The organism is Streptomyces sp. NPDC088194, assembly GCF_040702025.1.
Taxonomy (GTDB): Bacteria; Actinomycetota; Actinomycetes; order Streptomycetales; family Streptomycetaceae; genus Actinacidiphila.
The window spans coordinates 14,483-28,422 of sequence record NZ_JBFBIV010000100.1 but is presented as its reverse complement, the minus strand read 5'-3'; the positions used below and the strand labels follow the sequence as shown (position 1 = coordinate 28,422).

Here is a 13,940-nt window from a genome sequence, read left to right as displayed (position 1 = left end):
GGTGCGTGCGATCGCAAGGCGGAGGGTTGTCCTCGTAGTGGGCCTACTCGGACAAGCCCGACAACGAAGCGAGCGTGCGTGCCAGGCGCCACGGGGCAGGCGGGACTTCCAAAACACGGCCTAGGGCTGAAACAGCTTCCACTGCCCCTCGGAGACGACCTCGACGGTGCCGTCGACCACCTTGACGGCGCTCTCATCGTCGATCGCGTACGTCGGGGCGGGAATGTGTGCCGCCCACTTCTCGGCGTTGGCCAGGGACGCGTCGGGATGGCGCGGGTTCTCCAGGTGCGGGATCACCGCGAAGTCGACGAGCCCCGCTCCACGGCCCGTGACGAGGAGCCGGTCGACGTCCCCGTCGGGCGTGGCGAAGACGACCTTCTCCGAACTCACCGGCCCTTCGTTCCCGCGGGGCGGCTCGTCGTAGGTCTCGACGAAAGTGGTGGTGGCGGCGATGCTCCCGGCACTCACCCCCACGTACACCGCCTCGGGGCGCAGCGAAGGCAGCAGGTCGGTCAATCCGGAGCGGCGCATCCAGCCGGCCAGGAACAGGGGGTCGCCGCCCCACACCAGCAGCGCGTCGGCGTCCCGCACCGTCGGTACCCAGGCGGCCTCCTCGATGCTCGGCAGCACCGACAGCTCCAGGACCCCCAGGGACTTCCAGCCCAGATCAGCCAGCACTGACGAACCCTGGCCGCTGAGCGCTCGCCAGGCCATCCCGGGGCCACCGGGGAAGGGATAGACGGCGGTGGGGATGAACAGAGCGTTGGATTCGGCGATCGGTTTGCCCAGCAGATCCTCCAGCGCGCCGCGGATGCTGCGGTTCTGGATACCGGATGACGTGAGGAGAGCTTTCATGGCCTTGCCTTCCTGGGGTGCCCTGATGAGATGCCCGCCGCGCCCACCAGGGGTGCCGGCCGGGTCTCGGACCCTAGTACTCGGCACTGACATTCAGCATCGGCCCGAGGGCGATCTGCGGCCGCACGGGCGGCATCGAGGGAGGCTGCTGGAGCTGCGGCGTTGTGTCCGGTAGCGGGTCGGCGACGGATCGGACGCACGGTCCCGGAGCATCCGCTCGCTCCAATGTGGCGCAGCCGATCGGATGGCCAGGCCGTCTGTACGGAAGGGCGCCGGATTGGGAACATGACGGGGTGCGTCGAGCAGGGGGGTGGCTGCGTGGGGGCGGATGAGATTCGATCCCAGGGCTTCGATCTGAACGGGTTGTTCCGTGATGTCACCTACGAGATCGACTACTACCAGCGTGACTACACCTGGGGCGAGGAAGAAGTCCGCACGTTGCTGCGGGACCTGTGCGAGGTGTTCCGGAGCTGGTCGGGCGACGTGGTGTACCGGCGTCGCCCGCACACCGCACCCCAGTACTTCCTCGGGCCCTTCATCTACCACGAGCCCTCACGGAACCGCCGCTACCTCGTCGACGGTCAGCAGCGCTTCGTCACCCTGCACCTGCTCTTCCTGCAACTACGGCAATGGGCCAAAGACGCTGGAGATCCACAAACCGTCGACCAACTCAACCGTGTGATCACGATCGACGGGAAGCACTTCTGCGTCGGCATCCCCGACCACGACCCGGTGGTGAGGGCCATCAGCGAGGGCCGCACCTACGAAACGGGACCGGGGGACTCCCTGTCCCGCCGCAACCTGTGGGCACGCGGCAGGCAGATCGAATCCCAACTGGCCGAGGAACTCGACGCGGAGGAACTCCACCGGTTCACCGAGTGGCTCCTCACACGCGTGGTTCTGGTCGGTATCCGCGCCGCCGACCTCGACCACGGCTACCGCATGTTCGAGACGATGAACGACCGCGGCGCTCGCCTCACCGCCATCGACCTTCTGAAAAGCCACCTGTTGTCCAACGTCGGCGCCGGCGAGGAACAACTCAACACCCAGTGGCAGGAGATGCTGCGGGAACTGTCCACCGACCGCGACGACCCCTTGGCAGCGTCCCGCTTCATCAAGTCCTACCTCCTCGCCCGCTACGCACGCCCGGGAGTCAAGGAGGACCGCCACCAGATCACCACCAACCTCAACGTGTGGGTGCGCCACCACGCGGAATCCCTGAGCCTGACCGCAGGGAATTCCGAGAACTTCCTGCAGTTCGTACAGGACTTGCTGAAGTCGGCCCGCCTGTACCGGCCTATCCTCGCCGCCACCCGCACACTGAAGGACAGCGACCGCCTGGAGACGGTGCTGTTCAACGAACGCAACGGCCTCGACGTCCAATCCGTAGCTGTCCTCGCTGCCATCAACCCCGACGACCAGCCCACCGATGCCAAGGACAAGGGCCGCCTCGTCGCCTCCTACATCGACCGCTGGTACGCCCTGCGGATACTCCAGGATCTTCCCGTCCAGCCAACGGACACCGACGACCTGGTCCACAGCGAACTCGTGCCCCTCCTGCGCGGATGCCGCACTGTCGCAGACGTCGCCTCGACACTGGGCAGCCTCGCCCACCACGCAGGCAACCCGATACCTGAAGCGGCGACTTTGGGACTACGGGGCAACAACGCCCATCAGATCCGCTACCTCCTCGCCCGCGCCACCGCTTACACCGACCAGGCATGCAAGAAACCCTTCGACATTCTCGCCTACCTCGACCGCGACCGGTTTCACATCGAACACCTCTGGGCCAACCACCATCACCGGGTGGCCGACACCATCCCCGACCCGGTGGTCTTCCGCGCCCGCCGCAACCAACTCGGGGGCCTAGGACTGCTGGAGGGCCGCGAAAACTCCAGCATCAACGACATGCCCTTCCACGACAAGACCAGCCTGTACGCACGCAGCAATGTCCTGTTGGGCGTCATGGCCCGCGAATACGACCACCGCAACCCCCACTTGCGCGACTTCATCAAGGCACACCAACTCGACAAGCACTTGCGGGCTTTCGGGCCGCGAGAGACCATGCCCACCGTCATCGCGACCCGGCAGGAACTGTACCTGCGCCTGTTCGAGCACATCTGGCACCCCCAACGCCTGGGTCTGACCGTCCCCGCGGCTGTTGCCGCCACCGAGCACAACCCCTCGACCCAACCGGCCGCCAGTCCCCACCAGGTGCCTGCGCGACGCAAATCCACTTCCGGACGGCGCACGGACGTGGCCAAGATGATCGACGCCCACGTCCTGAAGGCCGGCAGCCGGATCGTGCTCACCTACCGTCGCATCGACCACTGGGCCACCATCGACGCGAACGGCGGCATCATCCTCGCCGCGACCGGAGGCACCCCCTACGGCAGGGTCGACGAGGCCGGAGCCGTCGCCCGCGGCACCAAGACCTGCCAGGGCATGAACGAATGGCACATCGAGGACGAGAACGGCCTGCGCGTCAGCCTGCGCACCGTGCGCGACCGCGCAGCGGCCTCCGGCGCCCTTTGACTTCCGCCGGGTTCACCTTCTGCCCTGTACGGCTGGTCGGCAATGCGTTGGGGGCACCACCGCACCGGATCGCCGCCGCTATGTGCCGGTGAGGAAGCTCTCACCAGCGCGCTGGGATCTGATGGGCCGCAGCGGCCGAGAGAGGTCTCGGAGGCGCTGGATGTGCTCGCCCGGAACCTCTTGACGTCGTCAGCGGGTCCGGAGTCCCGCCGCGCAGAGACCGCCGCACCGTCGGAGTAGGGCCGCTGCTTCGTTCCGTCTGCCACGGCGCTGTGGGCGGGGTTCCGGGCGTGTCGTGCCCGGAACACCCGCGTCACGGTCTACCTCATGAGATCAGTGGGTTTGTCGATTCGTGTCAGCTTCTGCGGATTGGATGTCGCGTAGATCCGGGTGATGCGTCCCTTCTCGATCACGAGGCTGACCGCGGCCCGTCCGCTGTCGGATGCGATCTGGATCGCGGGGCTGCCGTTGAGCCACGTCGTCGTGGTCTCGGTCTTGGACCGGTCGGTGCCGGCGAGCATGGTCGCCACGAGCTCGGCCCCGTGGATGGGGGTCAGCGCGGCGGCCGTGAGTCCTCCGCCGTCGGCGATGAAGACCACATCCGGCGCCATGATCTCCAGAAGGTCCTGGACGCGCCCGGTGTGCAGAGCGGCGATGAACCGGTCCACCACGGCCTGGTGCTCCGACCGGCTCACGCTGACGCGTGGCTGCCGGGCGGCGACGTGGTTCCGGGCCCGGCGGGCGATCTGCCGAACGGCGGCGGCAGTCTTGCCCACGGCCTCGGCGACCTCGTCGTACGGCATGTCGAAGACCTCGCGGAGGACGAACACCGCGCGTTCCACCGGTCCGAGCGTCTCCAGGACGGTCAGCATCGCGATGGAGACCGTCTCCGCGAGTTCGACGTCGTCGGCGACATCGGGATGGGTCAGCAAGGGTTCGGGCAGCCACTCGCCGACATAGTCCTCGCGGCGACGGGAGAGCGTGCGTATGCGGTTGAGCGCCTGCCGGGTGACGGCCCGGACGAGGTACGCCCGTGGATCGTGGACCTGCGACCGGTCGACGTCGGCCCACCGCAGCCAGGTCTCCTGCAGCACGTCCTCCGCATCGGCCGCGGAGCCGAGCATCTCGTAGGCGACGGTGAACAGCAGGCTGCGGTGGGCGACGAACGGGTCCTCGGTCATTGCGAGGACCCTACGGGGGACGTCGCCGGGCGGTTGGCCAGCGGAACCTCGCAGGCGTCGGAGAATCCCTGGGAGGTGACCCCGTTCGCCACGTTGGCCCTGGTCGCCAGGTTGACGTAGGCGATGAACGCGGTGAGCTCCACCATCGCCGACGCCCCGAGCCGCTCGAGAAGGGCGGAGTACTGCTCGTCGGTGACCGTCGGCGGTGTGTTCGTCATCGCCTCGGAGTACCCCATGACGTCGCGCTCCAGCGGCGTGAACACGTCCGCTTCATGCCAGCGCGGCACCTGGCTCGCCTTGGCCAGGTCCAGGTTCTCGTTCTGCGCCTGGAAATAGCCGACGTCCAGGCACCAACTGCAACCGACCTGCGACGCGACGGCCATGTGCGCGAACGACTTCAGGCCCGGGTCGACCGCGTCCCACGCCCCCACCTTGGCGCCGAACTCCAGATTGTCCTGGGCCATCCGAGGGCTGTGCCACAGCACTTCGACGTTCTCGGGCACGGCGCCCAGTTGCTTGATCATGTTCTCCTCGAGCTCGGCGGGGAGCTCGGCCTTCGGCAGTCGCAGTGTCATGGTGTCTCTCCTTGCATGCGTCCCTGTGGGGCTGTTCGGCATGAAGACACCGCCCGGTCCGCGCATGTGACAACCACCGCCGCCCCGATGTGCGCCCACGGGCCGGGCCTGTTCGTAGGGACTGCTGCTGTTCCTCGCGGATCTCCACGGGCCCCCGGGCCGGCCCCGAGATCGTCAGCTGCACGTACGCGAGGCCCTCGGCGACTGCACGACGTAGGTCTTGGCGCGGCGGGTCATGCTCCGGAGAGCCCGGGAGAGCCGGTGACCTGCCATGCCCCTGATTGCCGTCCCGCAAGTCGACATCGAGGCAGAGCCCCGTCCGTCTGGGAAGAGGGGAGTGCGGCGCGGTCCGGTACGTGCCGACGCCGACGCCGACATACGGGGGACGGGGGACGGGGACCTGGACGGGCTACGGACGGCGGCGGGGTTTACCGCGCCTGGCGCCGCCCGTACTGCCGCTCTTGCCGGTGGGCTTCGCTCCGGAACCGGACGCGGAACCGGACCCGGACCCGGACCCGCCGCGCGCGGGCTTGCGGCGCCCTTCCGCCGCCTTGTCGGGGCGCTTGCCCTTGCCCTTGCCCTTGTCCGTGCCCTGCGTGCCCTGCGTGCCCTGCGTTCCCTGCCTGCCCTGTGCGTTCCGGGCCGGAAGCGGGCGACCGCGGGTGCTGTTGACGGTGCGCCCGCGCACGATGCCGATGAGGTGTTCCACCAGGTCGGTGGTCTCCTCCTGCGGCCAGGACAGGGCGACTCGGGACTCGGGGGCGTCCAGGACCGGCCGGTAGGTGAGGTCCCTGCGGTGGTGCAACCGGGCCAGGGACTGGGGGACGACCAGCAGGCCCACGCCTGCCGCGACCAGTTCCACGGCGTCCACGGTGGTGGCGGGGCGCTCCTTCGCGGGCTGTCCCGGCAGGGTCTCCCAGGCAAGGGTGGAGTCCAGAGGGTTCAGTACGACCTCGTCGGCGAGGTCGTCCAAGGTCACCTCGTCGACCGCCGCCACGAGGTGGTCCTTGGGGACGACGACCACCGTTGTCTCCGTGTAGAGGGGGATCGCGCTGAGGTCCGGCCCGTCGACCGGCAGCCGTACGAATCCGGCGTCCGCGCCGGACTCGCCGCCGTCCCGCAGCACGCCGAACGCCTCCGCGGCGCTCACCGGCACCAAGGTGAGCGGGATCTCCGGCAGGCGCTCGTTCCAGATCCGCGTCCACTTGGTCGGCGTCACGCCCGGAACGTAGGCGAGCCGGAACGAAAACGAAGGAGGGGGCACTTCCGAACCTGTCACCACAGAAGGTTATCCGTTGGTGGTCGGAGGCGGCACGCGCGCTCGTTACCCTTGACGGCATGACGTCGCAGCAGACCACCCAGACCATGAAGCCCGCGACAGCGGCGAAGAAACTGGGTGTGTACCTCCAGGCCACACCCCCCGAGTTCCAGGAGGGTGTCGTCTCCCGCACCGAGCTGAGCGCACTCCAGGCCGAGCCCCCCGAGTGGCTGGTGGAACTGCGGCGCAACGGACCGCACCCTCGGCCGGTGGTCGCGTCGAAGCTCGGAGTGTCCATCACGGGCCTCGCGCGTGGCGGCGTCACCGAGGCGCTCACCACCGAGGAGATCGAGGCGCTGAAGCAGGACCAGCCGGAGTGGCTGGTCCAGGAGCGCGCCGTGCAGGCCGAGTTCCGCAAGGAAGCGGTGCGGATCAAGGAGAAGAACGCGGAGCGCGCCGCCCGTACCCGCTGAACCGGCACCGCCCTCGCCACCCCAGCCGGCCAGTTCCGGCACCCGCCTGTTGTCCGCGCGGGCGCTGGTCGTAGTGCTCGTCCGGCAGCGGGATCGCCCCTGCGTCTGACGGGCAACGGCGGCGACGTCGTCCTCGACTCCCGCGGCGCCGGCCGGGTGGGGATGGCGCAGGACCGCGACCGGCGCGCCGCCCGCCGTCAGGTGACCGGCCGGGCACGGCCCCCACCCGGGCGCGGGCCCGCACCTGGGCCCACGCGAGCTGTCGCAGGCCGTGACCCGTACCGCGGGCACCGGGCTCGGGCCGCCCGCACGGCATCTAGTTCGGCCTCCGGCGCCTCGTGGCGGCCCAGCCAGTGCTCGCCTCACACGGTGAGGCCACGCTCTGCCGGTCGATGCCGTGCTGACGCCCGGGCCACACGTGCGCCGGCTCCGCTGCGACGCGAGTTCCGTCGCCGTCCTGGACCTGCCCTGCGCACAGGGTCCCGGCGGATGTTTCGAGGGCCCCGGCGCCCGGCTGCGGAGCGCCATCGCGCTCTCAGCGGCTCGAGGCTCAGCCGCTCGAGCCGCGTATCACGAGTTCCGGCGTCAACACGACGTCGCCCCCGCCGCCTTCGAGGAGCGTGAGGGATGCCTCGACCATGCCTTCCGCGACGGAACCGAGCGTGGTCAACCCCGGTGCGGCCGTCGCGGAGACGAAGGTTCCGTCGAAGGTCGCGATCGCGTAGTCGTCAGGCACGCGCTTGCCCGCGTGCTGGAGCGCCGTGAGCAGTCCGAGCGCGACCACGTCGGCCGTGCAGATGATCGCGTCGGGCTCATGGGGGTCCGCGAGCAGGCGCTTGGCCGCCTCGATGCCGCTCGCGACCGTGAAACTCGGCATCTCCAGCACCCGGTCTCCCGGTCCCGCCAGTGCGCGGAACGCCGAGGTGCGCTCGATGCTGGAGGACGAGTCCTCCTGGGCGTCGACCATCAGAATGCGGTGGCGCCCACGGGAGCGCAGATGGTCGACGAGTATGCGCACCCCCGCGGTGTTGTCGAGCCGCACCGACGGCGCCTCGACGCCGCGCGCGCGGCGGTCGACCTGCACGACCCGGCCGGAGCGGGAGAGTTCGGCTATCGCCGCGCCGCTGCGCTCGTAGGCCGCGGGCACGATGAGCACCGCGTCGACGAGCACGCGGTCCATGCCGGCGAGCTGGCGCTGTTCGATCTCAGGGCTCTCGTCGGTGTCGATGGTCACCAGACGCTTGCCCAGGTGGCCGAGACGGCGTGAGTAGGCCGAGACCAGTTCGGCGAAGTACGCGTTCGCGACGGCCGGCACCACCAGGGCGATCGCATCCATGGACTGGACCCGCAGCGCTCGGGCCGCCGCGTTGACCTTGTAGCCCAGCACCTCGCACGCGACGCGCACGCGTTCGGCGAGCTCCGGGTCGACGTTGCGCTGTACGCCCGAGAGCACCCGGCTCGCGGTCGTGACCGACACCTCGGCGCGGGCAGCCACGTCCTTCAAGCTCACCCGTGCGCCCATCCTGATCCCTCCGGTTCCGGCTGATCGATGCTAGCAGGGAGGTCACAGCCAGTGACTGTTGACGGGGGAGAGCGCTCCGTGTTTACCTTTGGAAATGCATTTCCCAGAGGAGAATCTACCGCATACCCCACCAGAGCGCCGGGCGGATGGCCGCTCGGCGGGCAGTGGGGAAGTGCTGGTCGTCGGTTCCGTCAACCTCGACCTCGGCTACCGGCTCGAGCGCCTGCCGCGCGAGGGCGAGACGGTCCGCGCGAGCGGGAGTTTCCAGGCCGGAGGCGGGAAGGGCGCGAACCAGGCGCTCGCCGCCCGCCGTCTCGGCGCGCAGGTGGCCCTGCTCGCCAGCGTCGGGCGCGACGCCGGTCCCGCCCTGGCCGACCTCGCCGCCGCGGGCGTCGATCTCGCTCCGGTCCTCCGGCACGAGGAGACCGTGACGGGGGCCGCGGTCCTGCTGGTCGGCCCGAACGACAACTGCATCGTCGTCGACGCGGGTGCCAACGACCTGCTGCGAGCCGAGCACGTCCGCGCTCTCGCGACGAGCACGGAGCCGCCGGCCGTGGTGGTGACCAACCACGAAGTGCCCGCCCCGGTGGTGGAGGCCACCGTTCGCGCCTATGCCGGCCGGGCGCGTGTGCTGCTCAATCCGTCGCCTGCGCGCGTGCTCGACCGCGAGCTGCTGGCGCTCGTCGACGTCCTCGTGCTCAACGCCGGGGAACTCACCGACCTGCTCGGCCTCGGCCCGACCCCGCCCACCCCCGAAGCGGTCGCCGCTATCCTCGACCGCAGCGCCCTCGGCGACTGCGTCGTCACACTCGGCCGCGGCGGCGCCGTCGTCTCCGAGCGGGGCGCCATCACCCACGTGCCCGCGTTCCGCGTCGACGCCATCGACACGGTCGGCGCCGGTGACGCATTCCTCGGCGCGCTCGCCGCCGGTCTCGCCGCAGGTCAGGACCTCGGCGCGGCGGCCGAGCGCGCATGTGCCGCGGCCGCGCTCGCCGTGACCGCACCCGGCGCCCGCGGGGCCGCGTTGAGCGCGGAGACCGTCGACGCGCTCATGGCCGGCGAACCGGCGATGTCCCGAAACTGATCCACCCCTGCGCCCGCGCAGCTCCACCGAAAGGCACGTCCATGAGCAATGTCGCTCAGCAGGGACGACGAGGTACCACCGTCGAGGCGAACGGCGTCAACCCCGTCCCCGACTCCGAACGCCGCGGGAAGCCCCGCGGCCTGTTCCCCGTGTGGTTCGCCTGGAACATATCGATCCTCGGCGTCAGCTACGGAATCTTCGTCTTCGGCCTCGGCCTGAACGTCTGGCAGACGATCGTCGCGGGAACCATCGGGTATCTCGTTTCGGCCGCCCTCGTCGGCATCCTCGCGGTCGGCGGGCCCCGCACGGGACTGCCCACGCTCACTCAGACCCGCTTCGCCTTCGGCATCAAGGGCAACAGGATTCCCGCGTTCTTCGCCTACCTGTCCAATATGGGCTGGAAGGTGACGATCATCACCCTCGCGTCCGACACCGGCGCTCATCTGTTCGCGAAGCTGTGGCCGTCGGCGTTCGCGAAGTCCGACGGTTCGAGCACCACCCCCGCACTGGCGCTGTGGTTCGTGATCGTGCTCGCGGTGACCATGACGGTCGCCGTGCTCGGACACCAGCTGATCATGAAGCTCGAAGTGTGGATCTCGTGGGTGACCGGTGTCATGACCCTCGCGTTCCTCGGGTTCGTGCTGCCCAAGATCGAGTGGTCGCACCTCGGCGAGGCCCACGCGGGCGGCGCGCTGGAGTTCGTCGGCGGCATCATCATGGCGATGACGCTCGTCGGCCTGGGCTTCCTGAACTACGGCGGCGACTTCGCCCGCTATCTTCCGCGCAAGAGCAGGGCACGCGGGGTGATCGGATGGACGGTCGCCGGACTGGCCACGCCGGTTGTCATCATGCTCGTCGTCGGGGCGCTGCTGGTCGGCGGGGACCCGAAACTCGGCAACGCCGCTGCCGCCGATCCCATCGGGGCCCTGACCGCGCTGCTGCCGATGTGGTTCTTCGTCCCGTTCTCCATCGTGATCGTCATCTCGCTGGTCTCGGCGGCCATCACCGGTATGTACAGCTCGGGTCTCGCGCTGATGTCGGTCGGCGTTCCGCTGCGCCGCTCCGCCACCACCGCGATCAACGCGACGATCATCGCGGCCGGCGCGTTCTACCTGGAGTTCGTCTCCACCTCGTTCCTCGCGACCTTCCAGTCGTTCCTGTCGCTCATCGCCGTGATGATGGGAAGCATGGGCGCGATCCAACTCGTCGACTTCGTCCGGCAGCGCCGGCTGGGCTGGAACACCGACATGGCCAACCCGCGTGGCCATGGCGGGCGCAACGGGCGATGGACGGCGATCGCCAGCCTGGTCGTCGCCACCTTCCTGGGCCTGGGCCTGGTCACCAGTTCCGATCCGAACTTCGCGAAGATCACCGGATTCCTGCTCACGCAGAGTGCGCGTGACGGCGTGTTCGGCGCGAGCGGGCTCGGGATCGTCATCGCCATGGTGATCGGCGCGGGGCTCTACGCGTTGCTGACCTTCGGGCTCCACCTGGACCCGAAGCCCGATCACTCGCTCGCGACCGACACCGACACCGACACCGACACCGACTCCGACTCCGGAGCCGCGCGCGGCACCGCCGGACCGGCGGTGCCCTCCCGCGACATCGTCGGCCATGGCGCGGCCGACCTGACCGAACACTGACCGACCCGGTGGCGGCGGGCCCACAGCGCCCCGCCGCCACCCGAGGAGCTGACATCCGTGTCCGCACGCCAGACCGCACTGGAGCGGTTCCAGAAGCCCGACCCGTGGCACTCTCCCGCCACCTACTGGTTCTGGCACCACCTGCCCGACAAGGACACGATCCGCGCCCAGGTGCGGCAGATGCACGACGCCGGAATCCTCAGCTTCCAGGTGCAGGCACGCCTGTCGTACCCGATCGCCGGCTACCTGGACGAGGACTACCTCGCCGCCTGCCGGTGCGCCGTCGAGACAGCCGCGGAACTCGGCATGATCGTGGGCATCTACGACGACTACAACTGGCAGACCGGCCACGCCGCGGGCCGCGCGGTGGACGGCCATGACGAGCTGCGCGAGCGGCACCTGTTCTGGATGCGGATCGGCGCGGGAAAGAGCGGGGGGACACTCGGGAAGATCCGGTCGGCGACCGAGAACCTGGGCCCGGCCGCGATGCGGTGGCACTACGAGGGCGGTGCGGTCGCCTGGGCCGACTGGCGGACCGAGTACGTGCTCGTCACGGCATCGCCGCAGGGCGAGGTCTCCGAACGGCCGGATCTCGTCGACCGTACGGAGGGCGCTGCCGACGGGTGCCGCGTCCACCTCACCGGACCCGTGCCGGACGGAGCCGAGGTGATCGTGTTCGTCTCGGCCCGGTGCGCCACCTCCCGGCTGGTCAACCCGGTCGATCCGGTCGCCGTCGACCGCTTCATCGAGGCCGGCTACCAGCCGTTCGCCGACGCTCTGGGCGAGTTCTTCGGCAGCACCGTCGCCTACATGTTCTTCGACCAGCCGCATGCCGTGTACTACGACTGGGAGGCGCGCACCGGCGATCTGCGCTCGGCAATGCCGTTCCACGCACGCCTGGCCACCTCGATCCGGGAACGGTGGGGCGAGCACACGCCTCAGGTGCTCGCCGCGGTACTCGAAGGCGACGATCCGGAGCGGCTGGCCCTTCGCGCCCAGTTCTACGAGCACTTCAGCACCTACGCGATGGAGACCTTCCTCGGCCGGCTCCGTGCCTGGAGCCACGCCCACGGTCTGCGCCAGTCCGGACACGAGGTGCTCGGGCACGTCGGCGGGTGGCGGCTGGACACCGCGTTCACCGACTGGGACCTGCGCGTGAACTTCGGGCTCGACCACTTCGGCGTGGACGGATACCGGGACCTGACGGCGGTGGACGCCCAGGACGCCCTCACGCAACTCAGCCCGGTGTTCGGCGACTCGGTCGCCCGCCACCACGGCCGCAGCGGCACGATGGTCGAGCAGTACTTCCTGACCCCGCCCCAAGGCGGCGCACCGTGGTCGGGCCACTGGGGGCTGAGCCTGCAGGAGCTGCGCACCACCGCGATCAACCACCATCTGCAAGGCATGCGGCAGATGATCTTCCACGGGTTCTACCAGACCCACGGTCACGGCGCGGACCACGAATCGCTGAGCAATCCCCGCTTCGACTTCCCACCGGGGATCAACTTCGAGCCCTGGTTCGCCGATCACCATCCGCGGTTCGCGCTCGAAAGCGCTCGTCTGAGCGAGTTCCTGGAGCCGGTGACCCCCAGGGCCGACGCAGCGCTCCTCTATCCGTTGCGCACGGTGTGGACGGCGGGGCAGCTCGGCATGCAGGCCTCCGCGACGGGCGAATGGGCGCGGGCGCTCACCGAAGCGGGCGTCGGCTTCCACCTCGTCGACGAACGCGACCTCGAAGCCGCCGTCGTGGAAGAGGGCGCGGTCCGCTTCGGCGAGAGGCGGTACCGGGCGCTCGTGCTGCCCGCCGTGACCACGCTGCGCTCCGCCGCGGTGCTGCGCCAGGTCCGCCGCATCGCCGAAGCGGGGATACGGGTGCTCGCCAGCGGCACGACGCCCACCGTCTACCAGCACGGACCGCAGACCGCCGCGGCGGACTGGGCGGAACTCGCCCCGGCCGTGGAGGTGTTCGCCGCGGTCCCCGGCAGCGAGGTGCTGCACGGACTCGCCCCGTACGACGGGAGCGTGCCCGAGGTGCGCACACCGGACAGGTCGGCGGTGCGCCGGCGCGGCGGGCAGGAGTCACCCGGCGTGTTCAGGTTCGCGTGCTTCGTCGAACCCGGGGCCGAAGCCGAGGCGACCATGGAACTCGTGCTGCCCGAAGGGACCTGGCAACTCGAGGAGTGGATGCCCGCTGACGGGACGGTGCGCAGCCTCGGGTCCGCCGAGGGCACCGTCGTATGGCGGCTGGAGCCGAATACCCTGCGCCTGCTGCGCGTGCGCTCCGACGCGGAACCCTGGTGCGGCCCGACGCCGGCCGTCGACGAGCCGGGACACCAGGGCCGTGCTGAGTGGTCGGGGCCGCAGGTGCTCGGGGCCGAATGGCTCCTGGAGATCCCGGACGACGCCCACGAGCAGGCCGGCACGCGCCGCGAGATCGCGGTCACCCGCGGCTGGGAACGCCAGGGCCTTTCGACGTTCGCGGGCGCCGCCGACTACGTACGGCAGTTCACGCTCGACACGCCGACCGAGGTGGAACTGACGCTCCCGGCCGTCGCCGGAGGGGCCGCCCTGTCCGTGAACGGAACGAGGGTCGCTGAACGCGCCTGGTCGCCCTACCGCTTCACGATCCCCGGCGGCCACCTGCGAGCAGGCTCGAACGAACTGCGTATCCGCCTCACCCCGTCGGCGGCCAACCGCTACTACGCCGGCACCGGCCTACGCGCCGCACCCGAGCCGTGCGGACTGCTCGCTCCGCCCGTGCTGCGCCACCGGGCCGCGCCGCCGCTTCCCGACACCGAACACTGACCCGAACAC

At 69.9% G+C, this 13,940-nt stretch carries 10 protein-coding genes; 5 read left to right on the top strand and 5 right to left on the bottom strand.

Annotation, left to right across the window (positions count from 1 at the left end):
- Window positions 1–120: 120 nt before the first annotated feature.
- A complete protein-coding gene (locus tag AB0399_RS34495) occupies window positions 121–855 on the bottom strand; it encodes a Type 1 glutamine amidotransferase-like domain-containing protein (protein ID WP_366413964.1) in 735 nt (244 codons plus the stop codon).
- Between the two features lie 285 nt (window positions 856–1,140).
- Between AB0399_RS34495 and AB0399_RS34490 the strand changes: the two genes are divergently transcribed.
- Entirely contained in the window at window positions 1,141–3,390 is a 2,250-nt protein-coding gene (locus AB0399_RS34490; protein ID WP_366413963.1) for a DUF262 domain-containing protein, read from the top strand.
- A 320-nt stretch (window positions 3,391–3,710) separates the two neighbouring features.
- Here AB0399_RS34490 and AB0399_RS34485 read toward each other — a convergent pair whose 3' ends face one another.
- The 3 genes from AB0399_RS34485 to AB0399_RS34475 form a co-directional block, all read right to left on the bottom strand.
- Window positions 3,711–4,571 carry an RNA polymerase sigma-70 factor gene (locus AB0399_RS34485; RefSeq protein WP_366413962.1) on the bottom strand — a complete coding sequence of 287 codons (861 nt, stop codon included), beginning with the start codon at window positions 4,569–4,571 and terminating at the stop codon, window positions 3,711–3,713.
- Window positions 4,568–5,146: a carboxymuconolactone decarboxylase family protein gene (locus AB0399_RS34480; protein ID WP_366413961.1), complete on the bottom strand. Its 579-nt coding sequence runs from the start codon at window positions 5,144–5,146 to the stop codon at window positions 4,568–4,570. The genes AB0399_RS34485 and AB0399_RS34480 overlap by 4 nt, the downstream gene beginning before the upstream one ends.
- A gap of 409 nt (window positions 5,147–5,555) precedes the next feature.
- Window positions 5,556–6,425, bottom strand: coding sequence for a LysR family substrate-binding domain-containing protein (locus tag AB0399_RS34475; protein ID WP_366413960.1), 870 nt, complete (start codon window positions 6,423–6,425; stop codon window positions 5,556–5,558).
- 59 nt (window positions 6,426–6,484) lie between these two features.
- Between AB0399_RS34475 and AB0399_RS34470 the strand changes: the two genes are divergently transcribed.
- Window positions 6,485–6,877 carry a DUF5997 family protein gene (locus tag AB0399_RS34470; protein WP_329373551.1) on the top strand — a complete coding sequence of 131 codons (393 nt, stop codon included), beginning with the start codon at window positions 6,485–6,487 and terminating at the stop codon, window positions 6,875–6,877.
- Between the two features lie 550 nt (window positions 6,878–7,427).
- On the opposite strand, the gene AB0399_RS34465 is transcribed toward AB0399_RS34470, so the two are convergent.
- The gene (locus AB0399_RS34465) at window positions 7,428–8,387 is read right to left on the bottom strand and encodes a LacI family DNA-binding transcriptional regulator (protein ID WP_366413959.1); all 960 of its coding nucleotides are present in this window, start codon (window positions 8,385–8,387) and stop codon (window positions 7,428–7,430) included.
- 184 nt (window positions 8,388–8,571) lie between these two features.
- On the opposite strand from AB0399_RS34465, the gene AB0399_RS34460 reads away from it, so the two are divergent.
- From AB0399_RS34460 to AB0399_RS34450, 3 genes are read left to right on the top strand one after another with little or no spacing between them, the layout of a single operon-like run.
- A complete protein-coding gene (locus AB0399_RS34460; RefSeq protein WP_366413958.1) occupies window positions 8,572–9,483 on the top strand; it encodes a PfkB family carbohydrate kinase in 912 nt (303 codons plus the stop codon).
- A gap of 41 nt (window positions 9,484–9,524) precedes the next feature.
- Window positions 9,525–11,126 (top strand): cytosine permease, encoded by a 1,602-nt coding sequence (locus tag AB0399_RS34455; protein WP_366413957.1) that lies wholly within the window; start codon window positions 9,525–9,527, stop codon window positions 11,124–11,126.
- 57 nt (window positions 11,127–11,183) lie between these two features.
- Window positions 11,184–13,931: a hypothetical protein gene (locus AB0399_RS34450; RefSeq protein WP_366413956.1), complete on the top strand. Its 2,748-nt coding sequence runs from the start codon at window positions 11,184–11,186 to the stop codon at window positions 13,929–13,931.
- The last annotated feature ends 9 nt before the right edge of the window (window positions 13,932–13,940 follow it).